Below are 23,842 nucleotides of genomic sequence, written 5' to 3' on the forward strand. Positions count from 1 at the left end.
AGGCGCAGCGTACGGCGTCGCGCCGGTTAACATGTCAGACCCTCTTCCGGCGCCTTCAAGTAAACGAAGTAGTCGACGACGGCATCGTCGACGCAGGAGTTTCCGTCCAGAACCACCGTGTGTTGGGTTCCGTCGAACGTGATCAGGGCAGCGCCCAACTGCTTGGCGAGATCCACTCCGGCCTGATACGGCGTTGCCGGATCCTGCGTCGTGGAAACGACGACCAACTGAGGCAGGCCGGCATCGGCGAGCGCCTGGGGGTCGAGCGCGTGAGGGCTGCCGGTAGCCGGAACGGGCCAGAACGCGCACAGGTCGAGCGGCGCTTGACCCGTCCCGCGGCCGTCGTCGAGGAACGGCGCCGCCTCGCGGTACCGAGTGTCGGATTCGCCGGCCTCGGCGCGGTCGGTGGTTGCCGGATCGTCCACGCAGCGAATGGCGTTGAACGCGTCGTTGATGTTGGAGTAGCTGCCGTCATCCTCACGGCCTTCGTACATGTCGGCGAGATTGAGCAGCGAGTCGCCGCGTCCGTCGGCCAGACTCGACAGACCCCCACGCAGCGGCGTCCACAACTGTGGCGAATACAGAGCCTGCTGCACGCCCGTGATCGCGTCGGAATAACTCAGCCCGCGCGGATCGGTGGTCTGTGCCGGCTTCTCGATCAACGGATCGACGAGTGCCTGAAAGCGTGCCTGCGCCTGCGCCGGATCATCACCCAGCGGGCAATCCGTTCGCGAGACACAGTCGGCGACAAAGGCGTCGAACGCGCCTTGGAAGCCCTGCCCCTGCAAGACCACTTCGTCGACCGGATCCTGCTCGGGGTCGAGCGCGCCGTCGAGGACCATCGCTCGGACGTTCTGCGGAAAGGTTTCCGCGTACGTGGATCCGAGCCGGGTCCCGTACGAGAACCCGAGGTAGTTCATCTTCGGATCGCCGAGAACGCCCCGAATGACGTCCATATCTCGCACCACCTCGTAGGTACCGACATGAGCGAGGAACTCCGTACCGGTCCGCTCAGCGCACTTGGCGGCGTAGTCCTTGCTGTCCGCCTCGGCGAGAGCGATGCCCTCCGGCGTCATGTCGACGTTGACCTCCGCACGCTCCGCGTCGGTCTCCTCCGGCGTCAAACACCGAACCTGCGGGGTCGATGCCCCGATCCCCCGCGGATCGAAGCCGATCATGTCGAAACGTTCCTGCAGTTCGGTGCCCGAACCCGATGTCGCCATCGACAGCCCGGACCCACCCGGCCCGCCGGGGTTCAGCAACAGTGAGCCGATGCGGTCGCCGGTTGCCTTCGAACGCGAGATCACCACCTTCGCGGTGTCGCCGTTCGGATTCGCGTAGTCGACGGGAACGCTCACCTCGGCGCAGTCGACCCCACGCCCCAGCGGCGCAGTTCCTTCTTCGACAAATTGGTCGCACGAACCCCAGTCGAGCGACTGCTCGTAGAATTTCTCGAGGCCGGACGGCACCGCGGACGCGGCAGAACCAGCAGGTTCCACTGATTCGGGCGTGCCTTGCGAACTGGTGCAACCGACAACCAACACGAGCACTGCTGCGCTTCCGGCGAGGGCACCGGAGAGGCGAACGAACTTCGACATGCCATTGATGGTGCCAGGAAACCTCGGTAGCCAGCGGTTCGCCTCGGTTCGGCGCCTAACTGACAGGCACGCGGTGATGTGACCCATTGCACCCCGTCAACTATTCGTGTCGGCGATGTCCGGTGGCAGACTGAACACGTCATCACCCACACCCGGGGACCCGAAGGCGATCAACGCTCAGGGCCTCGAGGCCAGAAAGGGACAACGATGTCCGAAACACCTCTCTATGGTTCTGTACCCACTGCAAGCTCTACCGATGCACCGAAGCGTAAGACGCGCATTCACCACCTCGCCGAGATGAAGCAGAACGGCGAACGCTGGTCGATGCTCACCGCTTACGACTACTCCACGGCACGCATCTTCGAAGACGCAGGCATCCCGGTGCTGCTCGTCGGCGACTCTGCCGCCAACGTCGTCTACGGCTACGACACCACCGTGCCGATCACCGTCGACGAACTGCTCCCGCTCGTGCGTGGCGTGGTTCGCGGCGCCCCGCACGCACTCGTCGTCGCCGACCTCCCCTTCGGCACCTACGAGGGTTCCGCCGAGCAGGCCCTTGCGACTGCGACACGGTTCATGAAGGAAGGCCTCGCGCACGCCGTCAAACTCGAGGGCGGCGAGCGGATGAGCAAGCAGATCGCGGCTATCACCTCGGCCGGCATCCCCGTCATGGCTCACGTCGGATTCACCCCGCAGAGCGTGAACTCACTCGGCGGATTCCGCGTCCAGGGTCGCGGCGACGCGGCCGAGCAGCTTGTGGCGGACGCCATTGCAGTCCAGGAAGCCGGGGCGTTCTCCGTCGTCATGGAAATGGTTCCGGCCGAGATTGCGGGCCAGGTCAGCCGCAAACTCACCATCCCCACCGTCGGCATCGGGGCCGGTTCCGAATGCGACGCTCAGGTACTCGTCTGGCAGGACATGGCGGGTTACACGAGCGGTAAGACAGCCAAGTTCGTCAAGCGTTTCGGTAACGTCGGTGACGAACTGCGTTCCGCAGCCGCCGCCTATGCATCAGAAGTTCGCACTGGCGCTTTCCCGGCCGCAGAACACAGTTTCTGATCCGAGACCGGCGAACGCCGCCTGTCTCTCAACCAGCCAGGGGTGCGTTCAATGATCGGTAACCGTCGAAGTTCTACTGCCGCAGCTGTAGTCGGCGCGGCAGCTCTCGTCACGGTGCTGAGCGGATGCGCGGGAGGGTCCACCAACTCTCCCGCGCCCAGCAGCACTACGCCCGCGAGTTCCACCAAGACGGCGCCGGCAACAACCTCCGCGTCCGGTTCTACGTTCACCGACGCTCAGGTCCAGCAGTTGTGTTCGGATATGGAAGGGCAGCTGCAGAACTGGCGGACCGTCACCCCGACGCTCGGCAAGGGCGGACTGAACACGATCGTCATCACGTGGGCGACGCAGAACGGCATCAACCTGCTCGATCTCGCCCAGAACCGCGAAAGCATCGACGCGGCAACCTCGGCCGCGTGCCCGGACGTCCGGGGCGGTGCGATTTCCGCACTCGAGATCCCCGATCTCGCCTCCGGGCTGGTGGGCTTCTGATGAGCGAAACGTCAGCACCGCCGTCGGCTCTGCGGAGTCTCTATCCCCCGATCGAACCCTTTGTCACCGGCTTCCTCGACGTCGGTGACGGCCAGAGCATGTACTGGGAAGTCAGCGGAAATCCGGACGGCAAGCCGGTGGTGTTCCTGCACGGTGGCCCCGGTGGCGGTGCACAACCGGCGGTACGCCAGTTCTTCGATCCCGCCGCATATCGCATCGTTCTACTCGACCAGCGCGGCTGCGGGCGATCCACCCCGCACGTTGCCGACGGCGCCGACCTGTCGGTGAACACCACGGACAAGCTGCTGGCCGACATCGAAGCCCTGCGCGAACATCTCTCGATCGACAAGTGGATGGTATTCGGGGGGTCCTGGGGTTCCACGCTTTCCATCGCCTACGCCGAAACGTTTCCCACGCGCGTCACGGAACTGGTTCTGCGCGGGATCTTTCTCCTGCGTCGTAGCGAGATCGACTGGTACTACAACGGCGGCGCGGGAAACATCTTCCCGGAGCGCTGGGACAAATTCCTCGAACCGGTACCCGAGGCGCAGCGCGGCGAAGACCTCGTCGCGGTCTATCACCAACTGCTCCATTCCGAAGACCCCGACGTCGCGGCCCGGGCAGCGATCGCCTGGTCGGCCTGGGAAGGATCGACGAGCTACCTGTACCCACAGGCGGACAAGATCGAACAGAACTCCGAGACCAGGTTCGCCTTGGCCTTCGCTCGTATCGAGAACCACTACTTCGTCAACGGCGGATTCTTCGACGAGGGCCAGCTCCTACGCAAAAGCTCCGCCCTGCACGGCATTCCGGGGACGATCGTCCAGGGCCGCTACGACGTCGTCTGCCCCGCCACCAGCGCCTGGGCGCTGCACAAGGCGTGGCCCGAATCCAAGCTCGTGATCGTCGACGACGCGGGACACTCCGCGATGGAGCCCGGCATCGCACATCACTTGGTGGAAGCCACCGATTCGTACCGGTAGCGCCCTACGCCGGGAACGTGAATTCCACCGTCCGTTTGACCGTGTCGACGGCGGTGAGTCGCACCTTTGCGCGCTCACCGTCATCGGGCGTTCCGACACATTTCGCAATCACTGCGACCGACGGGACAAACACTTCCGCCGAGCGCTTTCCGTCCTTGGCGCGCATCACCACCGCGTCGAAGACCTCGCCGACCCGACCGTCGAGCAGCGTGGACTCGGTGAGATCGATGCACGCGCGGTCGACCTTGTTCGCCAGTGAGTCGGACCCACTCATGATGTCGGGCAACTCGGGAAGGGCGGTGCGCACCCATTCCGGTACCGGCGTACCAGCTGTGATCGCCAGACACACCTCGGTGCTGAAGCGATCGGACAGCCGGCGCAGTGGAGCCGTCACATGAGCGTAGGGCGCTCCGATCCCCGAATGCACCGTCAACTCCGGTAGCTGGCCGTCGAAGGCCGCGTAGTCTGCGCCGCGCAGCAACGACGGCGCAACTGACATCAGCGCCATCGTCGACGGCTCGTTGGAATCGAGTCCGGCAAGAATCTGCCCGACGCTTCGACCCTCCGGCCACGTGATACCCAGCGCCACTGCAGTTCTCCGCAGGGTGCGAACCGCGGACTCCTCGGCCGGCGGCAGCGTGCGAAGCAGCCCGATACCTGCGTCGATCATCATGCGGCCGGCACACATCCCGGTCAGCAGCGACACTTCTGCGTTCCAGTCGTCCGCTTCGGTGCGTGGCTCGAGCTCGATCCGCCAGCGAGCCGAGGACTCGTCCTCTGGCTGATCCCGAACCACTGACTGCTCGGGCAGTTTCAGCTCGATGGCGCCCCTGGCAACCGCCGAGGCACTGCGCAATCGCCCGAATTCCGGTAGTGCGGCGATCGACGGATGCAAGGTGCCCGCGTCGGCGTCACGTTGCACGGTCGAATAATCCAGACGCGCCACCGATTTCACCAGAGCGCGTCTCACCTGCCATGACGTGGGCTCGGCCTGGGCGTCCAACTCGATACGCCACAGTGCGGCGGGGCGAACCACGTCCGGCAGCAGACTCGCCGATCCCTCCGACAACGCCCGAGGATGCAGCGGAACGGAACCGTCCGGGAGATAGAAGGTTTGGCCACGCTTGCGGGTTTCGACGTCGAGCGCACCGCCCGGCGTCACCACCGCCGCGACGTCGGCGATCGCGTAGTGCACGACAAACCCGGTCGAGGTCTTCTCGATGTGCACTGCCTGGTCGAGGTCCATCGATCCGGGAGGGTCGATGGTCACGAAGGCGATACCCGTTTCGTCGACGCGCCCGGCACCGAAACGATCCACGGCATTCTCGGCCTCGGCCTGCGCCGCGGCCGAGAATGCTCCCGGCAAGTCGAACTCCGCCCGAACCACTCCGAAGTCGATTCCCTGCACCATCATTCGACTTGCGGGCACGCATCCTCCATGATCGGTTCGGGCCGGTATAGCAGCTGTACCGGTCCCAGTTGTTCGAGTCCCAGTTGTTCGAGTCCCAGTTGTTTCAAGGCTCAGTTATTTCAAGTCTCAGTTGTTCCAGTCTTCGTCTGCCCGATCGGCGGCTTTGTTGCGTTCGGCAGCGATCTTCAATGCATGCTCGGCAGAGTCCCGATCAGTGTACGGCCCCATCCTCGTCAACGAGGACGCGCCCTTTCCCTGCGTGACGGAACCGTCGGACACGTCGAAGTACCAGAGTCGATCTTCATCAGTCATATCCACAGTGTGACATCAGAGTGAGATAGAAGCTTGTAGATCGCTGTGAGACTGATATTCTTTCTACTTGGCCTGGCAGGTGAGAACCGGACATTCGAACGGTGAGTTCTGCTTGAATGCCCAACACAAGCTACGAACAGAAAATGGAGTGCGCATGTCCGCAATTCTTTACGATTACCTCCTCCCGCTCATGGGCCATGACGCGGCAACGTACTGGGCTACGCTGCTGGTCATCAAGCCTGTCTGACAGCTTTTCGAACAAAAGAAGACCCCCACCGATCCGGTGGGGGTCTTCTTTTTCTCACTGTGCAGATCACGGGCGGACGAGTCGGCGTGTAAGCCGGATCCTGTCCTGCGGCACCGAAGTGCCGAGTGGCGACCATCCATCTGGGCACACCGTCGCCGGGTGCCTCGAGCGGTTCACCCGCAGGCTCGGGCGAGCAGCCCTCGAACACCTGCGCAGCCGCACCGCGAGCGATGCGACCTTCAACCTTGCTCCGGGCGGGGTTTACCTAGCCACCCCGGTCACCCGAGGTGCTGGTGCGCTCTTACCGCACCGTTTCACCCTTACCTGCCTCGAAAGGCAGGCGGTCTGTTTTCTGTGGCACTGTCCCGCGAGTTGCCTCGGGTTGCCGTTAACAACCGCCCTGCTCTGTGGAGTCCGGACTTTCCTCGGCCCCAGGCCTGTGCGTGGTACACGCTGGTTCCAGAAGCCGCGGCCGCCCGGCCAACTCGTCCGCCCCCGTATGCTACCGGGCGCCTGTCGGTGGCCGGCACTATGGTCACCTTATGACTCGGTACGTGGCCCTGCTACGCGGTATCAACGTGGGCGGCATCAACATCAAGATGGCGGACCTCGCGAGAGTCTTCGGCGACCTCGGATTCCAAGGCGTGAAAACCGTCCTGGCCTCGGGCAACGTTCTGTTCGACAGTCCGAGCACCGACATCTCGTCGCTGAAGAAACAGATCGAATCCGCCCTCGCCCGCGAGTTCGGCTACGAGGCTTGGGTATTCGTCCTCGACATTCCGACACTGCAAGCGATCGTGGACAACTACCCGTTCGACCGAGAACGCGAGGGTTGGCATGCTTACGCGATGGTTGCCTCCGAGCCGGAAATCCTCGAGGAATTGAGTGCTGCGGCAGCGCAACTCGATGCCTCGGTCGAACGCGTGGTGGCCGGCGACGGAGTCCTGTACTGGGAGGTCGAGAAGGGGCAGACCGTCAAGAGCGCGTTCGGCAGGAACACCGGAAAACCGAAGTTCAAGGCGTTCACCACAACCCGAAACCTGAACACGCTCTACAAACTGCTCAAATGACGCTTGCCCCGACACGGAGCACCAGCGCGTGACTCTTCTACCGATCCTGCTCGTCGCCGTCGTCCTCGTCTTCGCGATAGTGCGTCCACGTGGGCTTCCCGAGATCGTCATCGCCGGGCCGGCAGCTGTCGTCGTTCTCCTGACCGGTGTCGTCACTCTCGACGAAGCCCGCGAAGAACTGACGAGCATGGCACCCACCGTCGTCTTCCTGGTTGCCGTGCTGGTTCTCGCTCATGCCGCGGACGCTCTCGGCGTCTTTCGCTGGGTCAGCCAGATCCTGCAGCAAAAATCCCTCGCCGATCCGCACCGGTTGCTGATTTACGTATTCGGCGCGGCTGCCCTGACCACGGCGGTCCTGAGCCTCGACGCCACCGTCGTACTTCTGACACCCGCAGTGATCGCCGCCGCACGATCCATCGGAGCAAGTCCGCGGCCCCATTCGTATGCCAGTGCGCACCTGTCGAACTCGGCGTCGACGCTCCTGCCTGTGTCGAACCTGACCAACCTCATCGCTTTTGCTGCAACGGGTTTGACGTTCTTGCACTTCACCGCGTTGATGGCGCTGCCGTGGGTCGTGACGATCGCTGTCGAATATCTGATCTTCCGACTGTTCTTCCGATCCGAACTCGTCCGCTCGGAAAACACAGAGCCACCGGCAAGTCAAACTTCCTCGCCTGCGCCGAGTCTGCCGCTGGCGGTGATCGGACTGACCCTGGTCGGTTTCGCGGTTTCGGGTTTCTTCGGGATCGAACCCGCCTGGATCGCTGTGGTGGGTGCAAGTGTTCTGGGAGCGATCGCTCTGGCTCGGCACCGTACGACCGCCGCCAAGATGCTCTACGCTGCCGACCTCTGGTTCTGCGCGTTCGTCCTGGTTCTCGGGATCATCGTCGCCGGAGTCGCGAACGGGCCGGTGGGAGAATGGATTGCGCAGATCCTGCCAGGCGACACCAGCTACGGATCACTGCTATTCGTCGCCGTGGTCGCTGCGCTCGCGTCCAACCTCGTCAATAACCTGCCGGCAACCTTGCTGATGATCGCGGCGCTCGGGACGGGAGCACCTCCAGGCCTGGTGCTCGCGATGTTGATCGGCGTCAACCTCGGGCCCAACCTCACCTACGTGGGCTCTCTCGCGACAATGCTCTGGCGACGAGTTGCCACCAGCGCGGGTGCACCGCCCACGCTGGCGACGTTCACTCTGCTCGGGGTCATCACGACGCCACTGACGCTGCTCGCCGCCGTGAGTGCCCTGTGGTTGGTGATCTGATCAACGGCTGATCAGCAGTCGGGGCATTTTCAGCGAAGATGTGACGTGTCGTTGACCAACCGGACCGAGGCTCCCCCGTCTGGATAGAACTCGGTGATACTCAGCGACGCCAGATCCAGATGCAACCGGTACAGCAAGGACGGCCCGGCATCGAGGGCCAGCTGCACCAACGTCTTGATCGGGGTGACGTGAGAAACGACCAACAGCGTCGCGCCGCCGTAGGTCGAGATCAGGTCGTCACGCGCGGCGACGACTCGTTCTCGTACCTCGTCGAAACTCTCGCCGCCGGGTGGGCGCACCGAAGTGTCCGAGAGCCATTCGCGATGCAGGTCCGGATCGCGCTCGGCTGCCTCGCGGAACGTGAGTCCGTCCCAGTCGCCGAAATCGGTTTCGATCAAACCTTTGTGCTCGACGACGGGAAGACCGAGCACGCGGGCCGATGCTTCTGCCGTCTCACGGGTTCTGCCGAGGGGTGAGCAGACGATGGCGTCGATACCGCCGCGGTTCCCGAAGCGTGCAGCCGCGCCGCCGGCCTGCGCGCGGCCCAATTCCGTGAGCTCAGGATTGCCGCGTCCGGAGTAGCGGCGATCGACCGACATCGCTGTCTGTCCGTGACGTAGCAACAACATTCGTGTCGGCTTGCCGGTGGTGGCGATCCATCCCGGAGAGCCGGCGATCTGCGGTTCCGACGTCTCTTCTGACGGCGCGGCGGGTGCAGCTGGTGCGGGGGCCGCGGTTTCGATGCCGGCAGCAGCGTCCATCGCCTCGTTGGCAAGACGATCGGCATGAGAATTCTCGCCGCGCGGAATCCACGTGTAGGTCACTCGCGAGAACTGCGTCGCCAATTCGGCTGCGCGTCGCTGCAGCGGAATCATGTCCGGGTGCTTGACCTTCCAGCGCCCGGACATCTGCTCGACGACCAGCTTGGAGTCCATACGGACGTCGACCGTCGACGCTCCGAGTTCACCGGCAGCGGCCAACCCTGCGATCAGCCCGCGGTACTCGGCGACGTTGTTGGTCGCTATTCCGATGCTTTCCTTGCGTTCGGCCAACACCGAGCGGGTGGAGTCGAAGACCACGGCGCCGTAGCCGGCCGGGCCGGGGTTGCCGCGTGATCCACCGTCTGCCTCGACGATGACCTGCGTGGGAGTCACAGACCGGACTCCTTGGTACGCACCATGATTGCATTGCACTCTGGGCAACGAACGACGACGTCGGCCGGTGTCGCGGCGATTCGGGAGATCTCGCCGCGGTCGATCTCGATCCGGCAAGCGCCACATCGGCGTGCCTGCAGAAGCGCCGCGCCCGGTCCGCCCAGGGTGCGCTGCTTCTCGTAGACAGCAAGGAAATCGGCGGGGAATTCACCGACAAGTCGTTCACGATCGGCGGCGCAACGCTCTTGCGCCTTGTCCAGATCGGCGACGGCGTCGTCGCGGCGACGCTTGGCGTCGATCAGCTCTTCTTCGGCCTGGGACAGCTGGGCACCGGCATGATCGTGATCGGCCTGCAACGCCTCACGCTGCTCCATCACTTCGAGCAACTCGTCCTCGAGGAGCCCCTGACGCCTGACCAGGCTGCCGAGTTCGTGTTCGAGTTCGGTGAGCTGCTTCGCCCCGACCGACCCACTCTGCAACAGAGTGCGGTCACGATCCTCGCGCTGACGAACCGCGTCGACCTCGCCTTCGAGCTTGCGAATGTCGCGATCAATGTCGTCGATCTGGATTTCGACGGCTACGGACGCATCTTTACGGCTGATTCGCTCGGCCTCGAGACGTTCGACTTCCTGCTGCTCGGGAAGCGCTCCGCGTCGGTGGGTGATCCGAGTGAGCTCAGCATCCACCCCGGCGAGGTCGAGAAGCTTGGATTGCACCTGTGGTTCGACGTTCACGCTGTATAACTCCTGCTGTAAGTCCGATGTCGGCAGTGCTCGCGAAGGACGGCTCTCGAAGAACTGCTCTTGAATTGTTCGTGCAACCGTACCTTGCAGAGCGCTGCACTAATGCGCACTCAAACACCACGGATCGGTGCGAATTGTCGAAACCCGGCTTTCCCACCCCGGATTGTCGGCAAACGCGGCGTCGAGCACCGATTTCGCCTGCGCACACCACGGGTATTCACTAGCCCAATGGGCGACGTCGACCAGTGCCGGGCCACCGGCACGAAGATGCTCGTCCGCGGGATGATGCCGCAGGTCCGCAGTGACGTAGACGTCGGCGCCCAGCGCCGCCACCACGTCCAGATACGAGTCGCCGGAACCGCCGCACACCGCCACGGTACGAACGGTCGCGTCCGGATCTCCGGCAGCGCGAACACCCCACTCGGTCGAGGGCAGTGAGCGTGCCACTCGCGCCGTGAACTCTCGCAATGTTTCGGGGTGCTCGAGCTCACCCACCCGCCCCAGACCGAGCGAACTGGGGAACGCTGCGAGTTCGAAGACATCGAAGGCTGGTTCCTCGTACGGGTGGGCGGCACGCAATGCGCCCAGCACCGCACTTCGCTTTCCGCGTGGGGCAATCACTTCCACACGATCCTCGCGAACCTGCTCCACAGCGCCGACAGTCCCGATCGTCGGATTCGCACCGTCGGCTGGCAAGAACTGACCCGTACCGGTGACCGTCCAACTGCACTGGCTGTAGTCGCCGATCCGCCCAGCCCCGGCCTCGAAAAGTGCATCCTGCACGGCCGATGCATTCTCCACCGGAACCATGACGACCCACTTGTCGAGCGGCTGCGTCGGCTTGGGTTCGATCGGGCGCAGCACGGTCAGGCCCAGAGCCTGCGCCAACGCGTCGGACACTCCAGGGTCGGCGGAGTCCGCATTGGTGTGCGCCGAGAACAGTGCGCACCCCGCCTTGATGAGCTTGTGGACCAACGCACCTTTGGGTGTGTGAGCACCGACGGTGTCCACCCCACGCAGCAGAAGTGGATGGTGAACGACCAGAAGGTCGGCACCGGAGGCGATGGCGTCGTCGACCACTGCCTCGGTCGGATCCACCGCGAAAACCACTCTCGTCACCGCGTCCGCAGGATCGCCGCAGACCAGACCGACCGAATCCCACGATTCCGCCAGGGCGGGCGGATAAGCAGATTCCAGCACGGCTATGACGTCCGCAAGAATTGGGCCGCTCACAAGATCTCCTTCATCGCTTCGATCAGTACCGAGACCTGCTCGGCTGGACGGACGGCAACGCGCAACTGATCGGGCCCGAGTCCGGGAAAGGTGTCGCACCGGCGCACGGCGATACCGCAGGCACGCAGGTGCTCTCGCATCGAGGCGCCGTCGCGGACGTCGATGAGCACGAACGGCCCCGCAGCGGGTTCGTGCACGGCAATCCCGATCTCGGTCAGTCGCCGGGACATGTCTTGGCGGTCTGCGGCAATCGCTTCGGCTTTGATCCTCGACTGCTCGACCGCGAACGGTTCGCAGCACGCCGTGATGGCCTCGATCTGCAGACTGCCCAATGGCCAGTGGGCTCGGCCCTGAACCAGTCGAGCGAGAAGATCCGGAGAGCCGATCGCGTACCCACACCGCAATCCGGCGAGTGCCCACGTCTTGGTCAGGCTCCGAAGCACCAGTACATCCGCCGACTCGACACCTGCGATGCTCTCCGCTTCGCCGGGGATCGCGTCGCCGAATGCCTCGTCCACCACCAGGATCCGGCCCGGCCGACGCAACTCCAACACATCGGCCTTGGGGTGAAGCACGGACGTCGGATTGGTCGGATTGCCCAGAACGACGAGGTCCGCGGATTCTGGTACCTTCGCGGCCCGAAGCTCGAAAGGCGGCTCCAGAATCACCTGCGTCACCGGTACACCGGCCTCTCGCAGCGCCAGTTCCGGCTCGGTGAACGACGGATGGATCAGCGCGGCCGAACGAGGTCCCAGGCGCGGCAGCATCGCGAATCCCTCGGCACCGCCCGAGAGCAACAACACCTCTTCGGGCCGGCGCCCGTGCCGCTGCGCGACGGTTTCGCGGGCTTTCAGTTCCGATGCAGCGGACGGGTACGAACCGAGCGTCGACAGCCCTGCGGCCAGCCGATCCCGCAACCACTCCGGTGGGCCGGAGCCTTGAACGTTGACGGCAAAATCGAGTAACCCGGGCTCCGCTTCGACATCTCCGTGATGTCGCAAGCTCTCCAGGTCAACCGTTCCGGTACTCACCCGGTCAGCCTACGGTCGAGCACCGTGCGCGGACATCACCCCTGCCGTCCGGGACAATGAATGCCGTGACGACACCACCCCTCGACCGTTTTCCTGTAGTTCTGTTCGATCTGGACGGAACCATCACCGATTCCGCTCCCGGCATTCACGGCGGCTTCCGACATGCGTTGGCAACTGTCGGCCATCCGGAGCCGACGGAAGCGATGTTGGCATCGGTGATCGGCCCGCCGATGGTCGATACCTTCAGGTCACTCGGTATGGCCCCGGCGGACGTGGATCGGGCGATCGCCGCGTACATCGAGCGTTACGACGCGACCGGGTGGCAGGAGAACTCGGTGTACGAGGGTATGGACGTCGTCCTTGGTAAGGCTCGCGCGAGCGGCACCCGACTGGCCGTCGCCACCTCGAAGTCGGAGCGATTCGCCATTCGCATCCTCGAGCATTTCGGCCTGGCCGAGCACTTCGAGTTCATCGGCGGCGCAAGTGACGACGGAACTCGTCGGGCGAAACCCGATGTGATCGCGCACTCGCTGACTTCACTCGGGATCACTCCCGTCCTCGCCGCCGACGGCGGAACCCCCGACGTACTCATGATCGGCGATCGTGATCACGACGTGCTCGGCGCCGCGAAGTACGGCATCCCCACCGTCGTCGTCGAATGGGGCTACGGTTCCGCCGAGGAAGCGCGGCAAGCGTTTCGCTCCGTATCGTCGGCATCCGAACTGGGAGGACTTCTCGATGGCCGCCTCTGAACCACTCCGTGTGACTGAACCACTCCACGTGACGTTTGTGTGCACCGGCAATATCTGCCGGTCACCAATGGCCGAAAAGATCTTGCTCGCGCATCTGGGCCGTGAAGGCCTCGCCGACCGGGTGCGTGTCAGCAGCGCCGGTACCGAGGGGTTTCACACCGGTAGCGAGGCCGACGAGCGGACCAACGTCGTGCTCCGAGCGGCCGGATATCCGACGGGCCACAGCGCCGCGCAGGTCAATGCAGATCATCTCGCCGCCGATCTTGTCGTCGCCCTCGACACCGGGCACGAACGTGAGCTTGCTCATCTCGGCGTGCCCACCGAGCGTCGGCGCCTACTGCGATCGTTCGACCCCGAGGCGGACGGAGAATCGGTTCCGGACCCGTACTACGGGGATCAGGAGGACTTCGAACTGGTTCGAGACCAGATCGAAGCGGCCATTCCCGACATACTCGACTGGATCCGCGAGCGAGCCTGAACCCGGAGCAAAATTCACTCCCGTTCGGGCAACGGATACCGTGGACGTGTGCGAAGACTGAAATTCCTGTTGCGGCCCGGTTGGTTGGTACTGGCAGCTGTGGTCGGGCTCTTCGCCTACCTGTGCTTCACCGTGCTCGCTCCGTGGCAGCTCGGCAAGAACACGAAGACCGAGCACCGCAATGATCTGATCTCGAACTCGATCAACGCGGAGACCGTGCCGATCGGTGATGTCATCGCCGATTCGACGATCGCACCGGACGACGAATGGCGAAACATCACCGCGGCAGGTACCTATCTGCCCGACGCCGATATCCTCGTCCGCCTGCAGTCCATCGAGGGCGCGCCGTCGTATGAGATCCTGACGCCTTTCCGCCTGGACGACGGCCGCACGATCCTCGTCAATCGCGGATACGTTCGGCCGATCAACGGCGCCGAGGCACCGCCCATCGCTGCGCCGCCGACCGATCCGGTCACTCTCAACGGCCGTGTGCGCCTGTCGGAAGGCACTGCACCCGGCCGAGTACCGATGTTCGAGGACGGTGCGAAGCAGGTCTACTCCATCGACGCACAGCCGATCGGCGAGTTCATCGGAACGGACCTGATCGACGCGTACATCCAACTCGAACCCGACCAGCCCGGCGGTCTCGGCACGATCCCGCTCCCCCAACTCGACGCGGGCCCCTACCTCTCTTACGGGTTCCAATGGCTGGCGTTCGGCATCATGGCGCCGCTCGGACTGGCTTACTTCATTCGCGCCGAGTGGCGCGAACGTCGCAAGGAAAAGGCAGCTCAAGCAGCTGTGGACGGTTTCGCAGCCGACGACGCCGCTGCCGAGACGACCCCGGAAGCGGCAGTGTCCGCGCCTGCCGCACCCCCCGGCGAACCGGCTCGTACCTTCAGCCGTCGCAAGAAGCCCGAGCCGGAATCAGTGCCGCTCACGGCGCAGGAAGCCAAACTTGCCGATCGATACGGCAATACCCGCTGAAATACCCGCTGACACCACAGCTGCACTGATCTGCACCGCCGACGAAAGCCTCGCCGCGCGGCGCAGATCGTTCGGCGTCGGCACAGGCCCGCGGCCGAGGACGGGACGCATCTCCACCCCGTGCGCGTACTCGGTCCGACCACCCAACGAAATGCCCAACGCCCCTGCCGCCGACGCTTCCGCGACGCCCGCATTGGGGCTTGGATGAGCCGCTGCGTCGCGTTTCCACGCTGCCAGTGATTCCTGAACCGAGCCGCCCACCACCGGTGCACACGCAGCCGTCAGCGCACCTGTCAGCCGAGCCGGGACGATGTTGACCAAGTCGTCGAACCTCGCCGCAGCCCACCCGAATCTGAGGTACTTCTCGGAGCGGTACCCGATCATCGCGTCGAGTGTGTTGGCAGCGCGGTAGACGAACAGACCTGGCACGCCCCCAATTGCACCCCAGAACACTGCGCCGACGGTTGCATCCGAGGTGTTCTCGGCAACCGACTCCAGCGCTGCACGCGTGAGGCCCTCCTCGCCCAGCACCGAGGGATCGCGTCCGCACAGTGAAGGAAGTAGCTCACGCGCTTTCGTCAGGTCGCCGTCGACCTGTGACGCCTCCAATCGAGCGGCCATGTCGATGCCGGTGCGTGCAAGCGACGTCCCGCCGAGCACGGCCCAGGTAGCTATCGCCGTCGTACCCGTCACGGCCGCCCAACCGGCCCGGCGCGACGCTGCTTCGGCTGTGAGGCCAAGTCCTGCGGTGCCGGCCAAGAGCACGGCAACATGAAGTGTTCCGGCCGCGCGCGAGTCCCGGTAGGACATCTTCTGCAGCGCGATAGCCGCGGTTCCGAAGCCGGCAACCGGATGGAACCGCCCCGGATCGGCGAAAGCCCGATCCGCAACGAAGCCGAGGAGAAGCCCGGCAGCTCGCGCATTGAATCGAGATTGGGACGAACGAACCGAAATCTGCACGAGCGTAGTTGTAGCAGCGACGCTCGTTCTCTGGCCAACCGTCACGTGTCTGCCCGAGCCGATCTCTACCCGTCCCAGTCGATCGTCAGGTAGATCAAGCGGTGCATTCGGTTGATTTCCCAGACTCGGGCAATCCCGGTCGCCAGTGCGTCGCTTTGGGAACGAACCCGGATCGTCTGCCCCGGGAACAACGCAACACTCAGACTGGGCATCTCGGCGATGTGTATGTGCGGACGGGTGGGATGCACGCGCGTCGGGTCGACGGCTACTTCGATCACAGAACTGGACATACGTCCAGAATGGCGTATTGCGGACATTTCGTTGCCGAAAATGAAAAACCCCGATCTGCGTCGACATGCAGATCGGGGTTTGAATTCTTCGGTGGGCGCGGAGGGTTTCGAACCCCCGACCGCTGGTGTGTAAAACCAGAGCTCTACCACTGAGCTACACGCCCGAACTCCCGGTGAGACCCTCACCGGGAGTGCTCTAAGACTCTAGCGCGGCAAGCGCGTTTGCCCAAAGTCCGTGGTCACGGGCTTCTCCGGGGCCGTTCATCTCGGCAAAACGAATTTCTCCGTCTTTGTCGATGACAAAGGTGCCACGATTCGCGAAGCCCAACTTGTCGTTGAACACCTCGTACTTCTGAGCGACTTCACCGTGCGGCCAGAAGTCCGACAGCAAGGGAAATGTGTATCCCTGCTCAGCTGACCAGATCTTGTGAGTCGGCGAAGCCCCGACAGAAATCGCGAGAATGGCAGTGTCGTCGTTCTCGAACTTCGGAAGCTCGTCACGGACCTTGCAGAGTTCCCCCTGACAAGTCCCGGTGAAGGCCAACGGATAGAAGACCAGCAGAACGTTCTTCTTACCGCGGAAATCTGCGAGCGAGACTTCCTGGTTGTTCTGGTCCTTCAAGGTGAAATCCGGTGCCTGGGCACCAACTTCGAGAGGCATGTGCAATTCCTTGGGAAAGTGCGGAAAGGGCCGGGTCAGCGCTTGTTGGCCGGACGAGCCTTCGGCTGAACCAGTCGACTTCCCGACCAGTCACCGAGGTTGGCTGCCGATGTCTGCGTCAAGCCGGCAGTCGGCGCCGATTCGGCGATCTCGCTGGGCTCGACATGTCCGTCGAGACCGGTCTTGGGAGTGAGAACCCACACGAAGCCTTCGTCGGCGAGGGGCCCGATGGCATCCATCAAGGCATCCACCAGGTCACCGTCCTCGTCGCGCCACCACAGCAGCACAACGTCGATGACCTCGTCGGAATCCTCGTCGAGCATTTCCCCGCCGATGGTTTCCTCAACCGCGGCACGAATGCCGTCGTCGGTATCCTCATCCCAGCCCAGTTCCTGCACCACCATGTCAGTGGTAATCCCGAGTTTCTGAGCGTAGTTCTGGGCATCCGCCGCGGCGACCACGGTGGGGTCCTCCTTTTGTTGATGGTGTGTGGCGACCCCGCACACCTACCGTTTGACGATCAATTAGGGAAAGCGAACATGGTCTGAGGCGTTAGCGCAAGCCGACCACGCCGAAAACTTTCACCAAAGATCGTCTTCTGACACACGGCGAACCTTACGCCTGCGGATTACCGCAGGTCACAGGGATCCACATTCATCGAAGATCGACTTGCGAATCGAATTGCTCGTATCGCTGATCGAATTGATTTCATCCGCCGAATGATCACTCTCGATCACGACTGCAGATGAACGTAGGTTCGCGGCCAATTCGTCGAACAGTCCGGAAAGTTGCGCCGGAAGTTCACTCGCGACCGAGTCGAACCACGAGGCGGTGTCCCTGGCCGACGAAGCAGCAGCGCTTGCTTCGGCTCTCAGGTCGGTCTCACCATGATTTCCGGCGTCGACGTAGGCATTGAACGCGACCACGTCGTTTTTCGATCGAGAGACCGCTTCCTCACAGATCGCGAAAGCTGCCTCTGCCGCATCTGCCGCCGCTTTCGACGAGGACGCGGCGGCCATCGAAATACTCACCTCGGATTGGTATGCAGCCACGTGCGCTTCATTGGGTACTGCCGATCCGGTCACCGCCGCCGAACATCCCACGATCACCGACAGTCCCACTGCGATCGATCCGACCGAGACCCACGCCCCGACCCTGCCGTAATTGATTTCTTTGTTTATTTTTTCCCACCCCTTCATACGTTCCGATCGATCCCCCAAGCCTGTGACTACGGGGAACCATCACACCCCTGCGCCACGCCGAAAAACGCTACCCGAGAGTAACCAGAGGCGAGGTGTGCCGGACCGACCGGGATGGTGAAAGATGAGGTACGCGCCATATTCACGATGGAAGTGCGTCGGACCTAACAAGGCCTCGATCACCTATGTAAGGACGCCCCACCACGCGTCCCCAAACCAATGAGGAGCACACGTTGTCTGACCTGATCCAGGGTCCCGCGTCCGGGCAGAACGCCGATTCCGGCGCCGCCGGCGAGTCGGGTTCGCCCGCGTCGAACACGCCGGGGGGAACCGACGGTCGCGTTCGCGTCATTCGCGAAGGTGTTGCGTCGTACCTGCCGGACATCGATCCGGACGAGACCACCGAATGGCTCGAATCATTCGACGGACTTCTGGATCGATCCGGACCCACGCGTGCCCGCTACCTCATGCTCCGCATGCTCGAACGCGCCGGTGAGAAGCACGTCGCACTCCCCGCGCTCACCTCGACCGACTACGTCAACACGATTCCGACCGAAAACGAGCCGTGGTTCCCCGGCGACGAAGAGGTCGAGCGCCGCTATCGCGCCTGGATCCGTTGGAACGCCGCGATCATGGTCCACCGCGCGCAGCGACCGGGCGTCGGCGTCGGCGGTCACATCTCCACCTACGCATCCTCGGCAGCGTTGTACGAAGTCGGCTTCAACCACTTCTTCCGCGGCAAGGACCACCCGGGCGGTGGCGACCACATCTTCATCCAGGGTCACGCCTCCCCCGGCATCTACGCACGCGCCTTCCTCGAGGGCCGCATCCCCGCGGAACAGCTCGACGGATTCCGCCAGGAGAAGTCCCACGCCGACTTCGGCGGAGCACTGCCGTCCTACCCGCACCCGCGGCTGCTTCCCGACTTCTGGGAGTTCCCGACGGTCTCGATGGGCCTCGGCCCGATGAACGCCATCTACCAGGCCCGGTTCAACCACTACCTCAACGACCGCGGCATCAAGGACACCACCGATCAGCACGTGTGGGCATTCCTCGGCGACGGCGAAATGGACGAGCCCGAATCACGCGGCCTCGCTCACGTCGCGGCAACCGAAGGCCTCGACAACCTCACGTTCGTCGTGAACTGCAACCTCCAACGCCTCGACGGCCCGGTCCGCGGCAACGGAAAGATCATCCAGGAACTGGAATCGTTCTTCCGCGGTGCCGGCTGGAACGTCATCAAGGTCGTCTGGGGTCGCGAGTGGGATGCGCTGCTGCACGCCGATCGCGACGGCGCACTCGTCAACCTGATGAACGTGACGCCGGACGGTGACTACCAGACGTACAAGGCCAACGACGGCGCGTTCGTACGCGATCACTTCTTCGGACGTGACCCCCGCACCAAGGAACTGGTCAAGGACCTCACAGACCAGGAAATCTGGAACCTCAAGCGCGGTGGCCACGACTACCGCAAGGTCCACGCCGCCTACGCAGCGGCCATGGCACACAAGGGCCAGCCGACGGTCATCCTGGCGCACACCATCAAGGGCTACACCCTCGGTAAGCACTTCGAGGGCCGCAACGCCACACACCAGATGAAGAAGCTGACGCTGGACGATCTCAAGGCGTTCCGCGACATGCAGCACATCCCGATCTCGGATGCCGAGCTCGAGAAGGATCCGTACCTGCCTCCGTACTACCACCCGGGCGCGGACGCTCCCGAGATCAAGTACATGCTCGACCGTCGTAAAGCACTCGGCGGGTTCCTGCCTTCCCGCAACACCGACGCTGCTCCGCTCAAGCTCCCCGAGGACAAGACGTACGACGTCATCCGCAAGGGCTCGGGCAAGCAGGAAGTCGCCACCACCATGGCGATCGTGCGCATCCTCAAGGAACTGTTGCGCGACAAGGAGATCGGCAAGCGGATCGTGCCGATCATTCCGGACGAGGCCCGTACGTTCGGTATGGACTCGTGGTTCCCGTCGCTGAAGATCTACAACCGCAACGGACAGCTCTACACCTCCGTCGACGCCGAACTCATGCTCGCCTACAAGGAGAGCCCGATCGGCCAGATCCTGCACGAGGGCATCAACGAGGCCGGTTCGACGGCATCGTTCACCGCAGTCGGCACGTCCTACGCCACCCACGGTGAACCGATGATTCCGCTGTACATCTTCTACTCGATGTTCGGTTTCCAGCGCACCGGCGACGGCCTGTGGGCGGCTGCCGACCAGATGGCTCGGGGATTTGTTCTCGGCGCCACCGCCGGTCGTACCACTCTGACCGGTGAAGGTCTCCAGCACGCCGACGGACACTCGCTGCTCCTGGCATCCACCAACCCCGCCGCTGTCACCTACGACGCCGCGTTCTCGTACGAGTTGGCGCACATCGTCAAGGACGGCTTGCGCCGCATGTACGGCGGCACCGAGGGCGTCGACGGTTTCGGTGGCGAGAACATCTTCTACTACCTGACCATCTACAACGAGCCGTACGTTCAGCCGGCCGAGCCCGAAGGTCTCGACGTCGAGGGCTTGCTCAAGGGCATCTACCTCTACAAGACGTCCGAAGCAGCCGGCCCGAAGGCACAGATCCTCGTATCCGGTGTCGCGATGCCCGAGGGTCTGCGTGCGCAGAAGCTGCTCGCCGACGAGTGGGGCGTCTCGGCCGACGTCTGGTCGGTCACGTCCTGGGGTGAGCTGCGCCGCGAAGGCGTCGAATGCGAACGTCAGGCGCTGCTCAATCCGTCCGAGGATGCTCCGGTTCCTTTCGTCACCACGGCGTTGTCCTCGGCCCAAGGCCCTGTCGTCGCGGCTTCGGACTGGATGCGGGCGGTCTCGGATCAGATCCGTCAGTGGGTTCCCGGCGACTACACCACGCTCGGCACGGACGGGTTCGGGTTCTCCGACACACGCACTGCAGCGCGTCGCTACTTCAACGTCGATGCCGAGTCCATCGTCGTTGCCGTGCTGATCGGTTTGGCGAAGGAAGGATCGATCGAGCGGTCGAAGGCCGTCGAAGCAGCGAGCCGATACCGCATCGACGACGTGAATGCTGCTCCCGAGCAGACCGGGGACACCGGTAGCGCCTAAGTCGTAGGGCAACAGTCCCAGCGATCGAAAACAGACCTACGCCCACCGCCGCGGGTGTCATCTCGACATCCGCTGCGGCGATGGGCGTAGGTTTTTCTCATGCCCGAACCTGATCCCGAGAAACCCGAAGAGGGCGTACGCCGCACTCGACCACAGTCGTCCGGGTTGCAGGCTGTACTCGCCCGCCGTCGTCAGGTTCGCGATCCACTTCCAGAAGCCTTGCTCCGCCGCGTCAAACAGTTCTCCGGTCGGCTCTCCACCGAGGCCGTGACCGTGATGGAGGAGCAGCTTCCGTTCTTCGACAGTCTCGACGCGTCGCAACGTGCCGACGTTCAACTCTTGGTGCAGACGTCGGTGGTGAATTTCCTGGAATGGCTGCGGCAACTCGACTCGGAGATCAGCTTCGGATACGAGTCGTTTCCGGTCATCCCTCAGGATCTTGCTCGACAGCTCACGCTGCGCCAGACCGTCGACATGGTCCGGGTGGCGATGGAGTTCTTCGAGAAATGGCTGCCCGCTCTCGCCCGCAACGATCAGCAGCTGATCGCGCTGACAGAAGCCGTCCTGCGCTACGGGCGTGAACTCGGTTTCGCAGCAGCGACGGTGTACGCAAGCGCCGCCGAGTCGCGGGGTGCCCTGGACACGCGACTGGAAGCGCTCGTCGTCGACGCCGTCGTGCAGGGAGACACCGGCTCGGACATGCTCTCCCGCGCAGCCACCTTGAACTGGGACGCCACCGCTCCGGCCACTGTCATCGTCGGGTCTCCCCCGCCGGACGAGCGGGTCTCGGTTGCCGGCACCGTCCACGCCACTGCCGCCGCGCACGGGCGCGCTGTTCTCGCCGTGGTACAGGGTCCGCGACTGGTGATGATCGTCAGCGGCGAGCTGAGCAGTAAGACGGAAGGCAGCCAATTCCTTCAAGACCTGCTCATGAGTTTCGCCGACGAGCCGGTGGTGATCGGCCCGACAACGCCCTCGTTGAGCGCAGCACACTTCAGTGCGTCCGAAGCTCTCGCGGGAATCAAGGCCGTCGCCGGGTGGCGCGGCGCACCTCGTCCCGTTTTCGCGACTGAACTGCTCCCGGAACGGGCACTACTGGGAGACGACGCTGCCGTAAAGGCTCTTCGCGATTTCCTGGTCGCACCTTTAGCGGAATCCGGCACAGTCTTGACCGATACTTTAGACAGTTATCTCGACTGTGGAGGTGCGGTTGAGACTTGTGCACGTCTTCTGTTTGTTCATCCAAATACCGTTCGGTACCGCTTGAAGCGAATCGCGGATGTTACCGGCCGGGATCCTACGAATCCACGCGACGCATACGTACTACGGATCGCCGCTACCGTGGGCCGATTGACACAAATCGATCTCAAATCGAACAATTCGGTTACTTCAGTCACATCTTTAACATCCGGACAAACAAACCTGTAACCCCCGAGCGTCCAATTTCGATGGCCGAGCGCGACGTGGGATTTTGTGGGAACCCTACAAAACACTTCGCCAGAGTTCATCGCGACCGACATCTCGCAGGTCACTCGCGGCGGTGTTCTCTTAATAAGTGATTTCGTTGCTCGCCCCGGGACAGGGCTCTCAGACACCCGGCATGCTCAGCCCATGGCTGGCGCTGCCCGGAGCGCAAGACCGCCTCGAAGTGTGGTCGAAGGCAGCCGGCCTTGACCTCGTCCGACTCGGCACGACCGCGACTGCAGAAGAAATCACCGACACCTCGGTAACCCAGCCCCTCGTCGTTGCCGCTGCTCTGCTGGCGTACGAGGAAATCGAATCACGTGGGCTCCTCGGCGCCGACGTCATCGCTGCCGGCCATTCAGTGGGTGAACTTGCCGCTGCTGCGGTCGCCGGTGTTATTTCCGCTGACGACGCGGTCGCGCTTGCCGCCCTCCGCGGCGCCGAGATGGCCAAGGCTTGTGCGCTCGAGCCCACCGGCATGTCAGCCGTTCTCGGTGGCGACGAAGCCGAAGTGCTCGCACGACTCGAAGAACTCGGGTTGGAAGCGGCCAACCGCAATGCGGCCGGCCAGATCGTGGCTGCCGGACTGCTCACCGCGCTCGAAGAACTCGCAGCAAACGCACCCGAAAAGGCCCGAGTCCGCGCACTGCCCGTCGCCGGCGCTTTCCACACCCGATTCATGGCACCTGCACAGGATGCCGTCGCAGCTGCTGCCGCCAAGATCACCCCGTCCGATCCGACGCGCACGCTGCTTTCCAACTCGGATGGCGCCCCAGTCTCCTCGGGCGCCGACGCCCTCACCAAACTTGCCGCGCAGGTAACCCGCCCCGTTCGTTGGGACCTCTGCTCCGCGTCGTTGCGGACAGCAGAAGTCAGCGCGATCGTGGAACTCCCGCCGGCCGGAACCCTCGTCGGAATTGCCAAGCGCGAAATGCGTGGCACACCGACGGTGGCCCTCAAGAACCCGGAGGATATCTCCGCACTGTCCGAGCTGACCTAGCTCGGACGCCCACCCGGCCGATCAGCCCGAACGGCGGCCGGACGTTTCACCCCACCTCAATCGATCAAGAAGGGAGCCACACCAGTGGCCCACACTCAGGAAGAAATCATCGCGGAACTCGGCCAGATCGTGGAGGAGGTCACCGGTATCGAGCCTTCCGAGGTCACCGTTGACAAGTCCTTCGTGGACGACCTCGATATCGACTCCCTGTCCATGGTCGAGATCGCTGTTCAGACCGAAGACAAGTACGGCGTGAAGGTCCCCGACGAGGATCTCGCAGGCCTGCGCACCGTCGGCGACATCGTCGCGTACATCCAGAAGCTCGAAGCCGAAGGCGCCGAAGCCAAGAACGCAGAGTGAGCCGA

General features: G+C 63.6%; 24 protein-coding genes, 1 tRNA gene and 1 other RNA gene. 12 read left to right on the forward strand and 14 right to left on the reverse strand.

Features of this window, described 5'->3' with window-relative positions:
- Window positions 1-26 precede the first annotated feature (26 nt).
- Window positions 27-1,598 carry an alpha/beta hydrolase gene (locus FEZ59_RS01155; RefSeq protein ID WP_020908139.1) on the reverse strand — a complete coding sequence of 524 codons (1,572 nt, stop codon included), beginning with the start codon at window positions 1,596-1,598 and terminating at the stop codon, window positions 27-29.
- A 207-nt stretch (window positions 1,599-1,805) separates the two neighbouring features.
- On the opposite strand from FEZ59_RS01155, the gene panB reads away from it, so the two are divergent.
- The 3 genes from panB to pip are packed head-to-tail and all read left to right on the forward strand — an operon-like array spanning window position 1,806 to window position 4,132.
- Window positions 1,806-2,657: a 3-methyl-2-oxobutanoate hydroxymethyltransferase gene (panB, locus tag FEZ59_RS01160; protein ID WP_003941624.1), complete on the forward strand. Its 852-nt coding sequence runs from the start codon at window positions 1,806-1,808 to the stop codon at window positions 2,655-2,657.
- 51 nt (window positions 2,658-2,708) lie between these two features.
- A complete protein-coding gene (locus FEZ59_RS01165) occupies window positions 2,709-3,149 on the forward strand; it encodes a hypothetical protein (RefSeq protein ID WP_020969914.1) in 441 nt (146 codons plus the stop codon).
- Complete coding sequence (gene pip / locus FEZ59_RS01170) at window positions 3,149-4,132, forward strand: prolyl aminopeptidase (protein ID WP_019748949.1); 984 nt, start codon at window positions 3,149-3,151, stop codon at window positions 4,130-4,132. The genes FEZ59_RS01165 and pip overlap by 1 nt, the downstream gene beginning before the upstream one ends.
- 4 nt (window positions 4,133-4,136) lie before the next feature.
- Here the strand turns inward: pip and FEZ59_RS01175 are convergent, their stop codons facing one another.
- The 3 genes from FEZ59_RS01175 to rnpB form a co-directional block, all read right to left on the reverse strand.
- Window positions 4,137-5,546: an RNB domain-containing ribonuclease gene (locus tag FEZ59_RS01175; RefSeq protein ID WP_172932184.1), complete on the reverse strand. Its 1,410-nt coding sequence runs from the start codon at window positions 5,544-5,546 to the stop codon at window positions 4,137-4,139.
- Window positions 5,547-5,669: 123 nt separating this feature from the next.
- Entirely contained in the window at window positions 5,670-5,855 is a 186-nt protein-coding gene (locus tag FEZ59_RS01180; RefSeq protein ID WP_172932124.1) for a hypothetical protein, read from the reverse strand.
- A gap of 320 nt (window positions 5,856-6,175) precedes the next feature.
- Window positions 6,176-6,590, reverse strand: an RNA gene (gene rnpB / locus FEZ59_RS01185) — RNase P RNA component class A.
- A 54-nt stretch (window positions 6,591-6,644) separates the two neighbouring features.
- Between rnpB and FEZ59_RS01190 the strand changes: the two genes are divergently transcribed.
- Both FEZ59_RS01190 and FEZ59_RS01195 read left to right on the forward strand, forming a co-directional pair.
- Window positions 6,645-7,172: a DUF1697 domain-containing protein gene (locus FEZ59_RS01190; RefSeq protein WP_019748952.1), complete on the forward strand. Its 528-nt coding sequence runs from the start codon at window positions 6,645-6,647 to the stop codon at window positions 7,170-7,172.
- A 28-nt stretch (window positions 7,173-7,200) separates the two neighbouring features.
- On the forward strand, window positions 7,201-8,436 hold the full coding sequence (locus tag FEZ59_RS01195) for an SLC13 family permease (RefSeq protein WP_172932126.1): 1,236 nt from the start codon (window positions 7,201-7,203) through the stop codon (window positions 8,434-8,436).
- A gap of 29 nt (window positions 8,437-8,465) precedes the next feature.
- Here FEZ59_RS01195 and FEZ59_RS01200 read toward each other — a convergent pair whose 3' ends face one another.
- From FEZ59_RS01200 to cobC, 4 genes are all read right to left on the reverse strand, one after another.
- Window positions 8,466-9,590 carry a bifunctional RNase H/acid phosphatase gene (locus tag FEZ59_RS01200; protein ID WP_172932128.1) on the reverse strand — a complete coding sequence of 375 codons (1,125 nt, stop codon included), beginning with the start codon at window positions 9,588-9,590 and terminating at the stop codon, window positions 8,466-8,468.
- Window positions 9,587-10,324 carry a C4-type zinc ribbon domain-containing protein gene (locus FEZ59_RS01205; RefSeq protein WP_019748955.1) on the reverse strand — a complete coding sequence of 246 codons (738 nt, stop codon included), beginning with the start codon at window positions 10,322-10,324 and terminating at the stop codon, window positions 9,587-9,589. Before FEZ59_RS01205 ends, FEZ59_RS01200 begins: the two co-directional genes overlap by 4 nt.
- Before the next feature lie 108 nt (window positions 10,325-10,432).
- Entirely contained in the window at window positions 10,433-11,566 is a 1,134-nt protein-coding gene (locus FEZ59_RS01210) for a Nif3-like dinuclear metal center hexameric protein (protein WP_019748956.1), read from the reverse strand.
- On the reverse strand, window positions 11,563-12,597 hold the full coding sequence (gene cobC / locus FEZ59_RS01215) for an Rv2231c family pyridoxal phosphate-dependent protein CobC (protein ID WP_172932129.1): 1,035 nt from the start codon (window positions 12,595-12,597) through the stop codon (window positions 11,563-11,565). Before cobC ends, FEZ59_RS01210 begins: the two co-directional genes overlap by 4 nt.
- A 56-nt stretch (window positions 12,598-12,653) precedes the next feature.
- Here cobC and FEZ59_RS01220 point away from each other — a divergent pair, with 56 nt between their 5' ends.
- From FEZ59_RS01220 to FEZ59_RS01230, 3 genes are read left to right on the forward strand one after another with little or no spacing between them, the layout of a single operon-like run.
- A complete protein-coding gene (locus FEZ59_RS01220; protein WP_021334192.1) occupies window positions 12,654-13,349 on the forward strand; it encodes an HAD hydrolase-like protein in 696 nt (231 codons plus the stop codon).
- Entirely contained in the window at window positions 13,336-13,827 is a 492-nt protein-coding gene (locus tag FEZ59_RS01225) for a low molecular weight protein-tyrosine-phosphatase (RefSeq protein ID WP_042952191.1), read from the forward strand. Before FEZ59_RS01220 ends, FEZ59_RS01225 begins: the two co-directional genes overlap by 14 nt.
- A 48-nt stretch (window positions 13,828-13,875) precedes the next feature.
- The gene (locus FEZ59_RS01230) at window positions 13,876-14,814 is read left to right on the forward strand and encodes an SURF1 family protein (RefSeq protein WP_092763379.1); all 939 of its coding nucleotides are present in this window, start codon (window positions 13,876-13,878) and stop codon (window positions 14,812-14,814) included.
- Here the strand turns inward: FEZ59_RS01230 and FEZ59_RS01235 are convergent.
- The 6 genes from FEZ59_RS01235 to FEZ59_RS29890 all read right to left on the reverse strand — a co-directional run bounded on the left by FEZ59_RS01235 (window position 14,755) and on the right by FEZ59_RS29890 (window position 17,924).
- A complete protein-coding gene (locus FEZ59_RS01235; RefSeq protein WP_134999402.1) occupies window positions 14,755-15,774 on the reverse strand; it encodes a cobalamin biosynthesis protein in 1,020 nt (339 codons plus the stop codon). The genes FEZ59_RS01230 and FEZ59_RS01235 overlap by 60 nt on opposite strands.
- A gap of 65 nt (window positions 15,775-15,839) precedes the next feature.
- Window positions 15,840-16,064, reverse strand: coding sequence for a hypothetical protein (locus FEZ59_RS01240; RefSeq protein WP_003941648.1), 225 nt, complete (start codon window positions 16,062-16,064; stop codon window positions 15,840-15,842).
- Between the two features lie 92 nt (window positions 16,065-16,156).
- Window positions 16,157-16,228, reverse strand: a tRNA-Val gene (locus FEZ59_RS01245).
- A 32-nt stretch (window positions 16,229-16,260) separates the two neighbouring features.
- Window positions 16,261-16,725: a peroxiredoxin gene (locus FEZ59_RS01250; RefSeq protein WP_020969927.1), complete on the reverse strand. Its 465-nt coding sequence runs from the start codon at window positions 16,723-16,725 to the stop codon at window positions 16,261-16,263.
- A 35-nt stretch (window positions 16,726-16,760) separates the two neighbouring features.
- Window positions 16,761-17,186, reverse strand: coding sequence for a DUF3052 domain-containing protein (locus FEZ59_RS01255; protein WP_003941575.1), 426 nt, complete (start codon window positions 17,184-17,186; stop codon window positions 16,761-16,763).
- A gap of 177 nt (window positions 17,187-17,363) precedes the next feature.
- Window positions 17,364-17,924: a hypothetical protein gene (locus tag FEZ59_RS29890; RefSeq protein WP_020969928.1), complete on the reverse strand. Its 561-nt coding sequence runs from the start codon at window positions 17,922-17,924 to the stop codon at window positions 17,364-17,366.
- Between the two features lie 233 nt (window positions 17,925-18,157).
- Between FEZ59_RS29890 and aceE the strand changes: the two genes are divergently transcribed.
- The 4 genes from aceE to acpM all read left to right on the forward strand — a co-directional run bounded on the left by aceE (window position 18,158) and on the right by acpM (window position 23,837).
- Complete coding sequence (gene aceE, locus FEZ59_RS01265; protein ID WP_007735476.1) at window positions 18,158-21,013, forward strand: pyruvate dehydrogenase (acetyl-transferring), homodimeric type; 2,856 nt, start codon at window positions 18,158-18,160, stop codon at window positions 21,011-21,013.
- Window positions 21,014-21,112: 99 nt separating this feature from the next.
- Entirely contained in the window at window positions 21,113-22,441 is a 1,329-nt protein-coding gene (locus FEZ59_RS01270; RefSeq protein ID WP_172932131.1) for a helix-turn-helix domain-containing protein, read from the forward strand.
- A 127-nt stretch (window positions 22,442-22,568) separates the two neighbouring features.
- On the forward strand, window positions 22,569-23,477 hold the full coding sequence (locus FEZ59_RS01275; RefSeq protein ID WP_020908154.1) for an acyltransferase domain-containing protein: 909 nt from the start codon (window positions 22,569-22,571) through the stop codon (window positions 23,475-23,477).
- A gap of 84 nt (window positions 23,478-23,561) precedes the next feature.
- A complete protein-coding gene (gene acpM, locus FEZ59_RS01280; RefSeq protein ID WP_003941649.1) occupies window positions 23,562-23,837 on the forward strand; it encodes a meromycolate extension acyl carrier protein AcpM in 276 nt (91 codons plus the stop codon).
- The last annotated feature ends 5 nt before the right edge of the window (window positions 23,838-23,842 follow it).

The organism is Rhodococcus sp. MS13 (genome assembly GCF_013277835.1).
Classification (GTDB): domain Bacteria; phylum Actinomycetota; class Actinomycetes; order Mycobacteriales; family Mycobacteriaceae; genus Rhodococcus_F; species Rhodococcus_F erythropolis.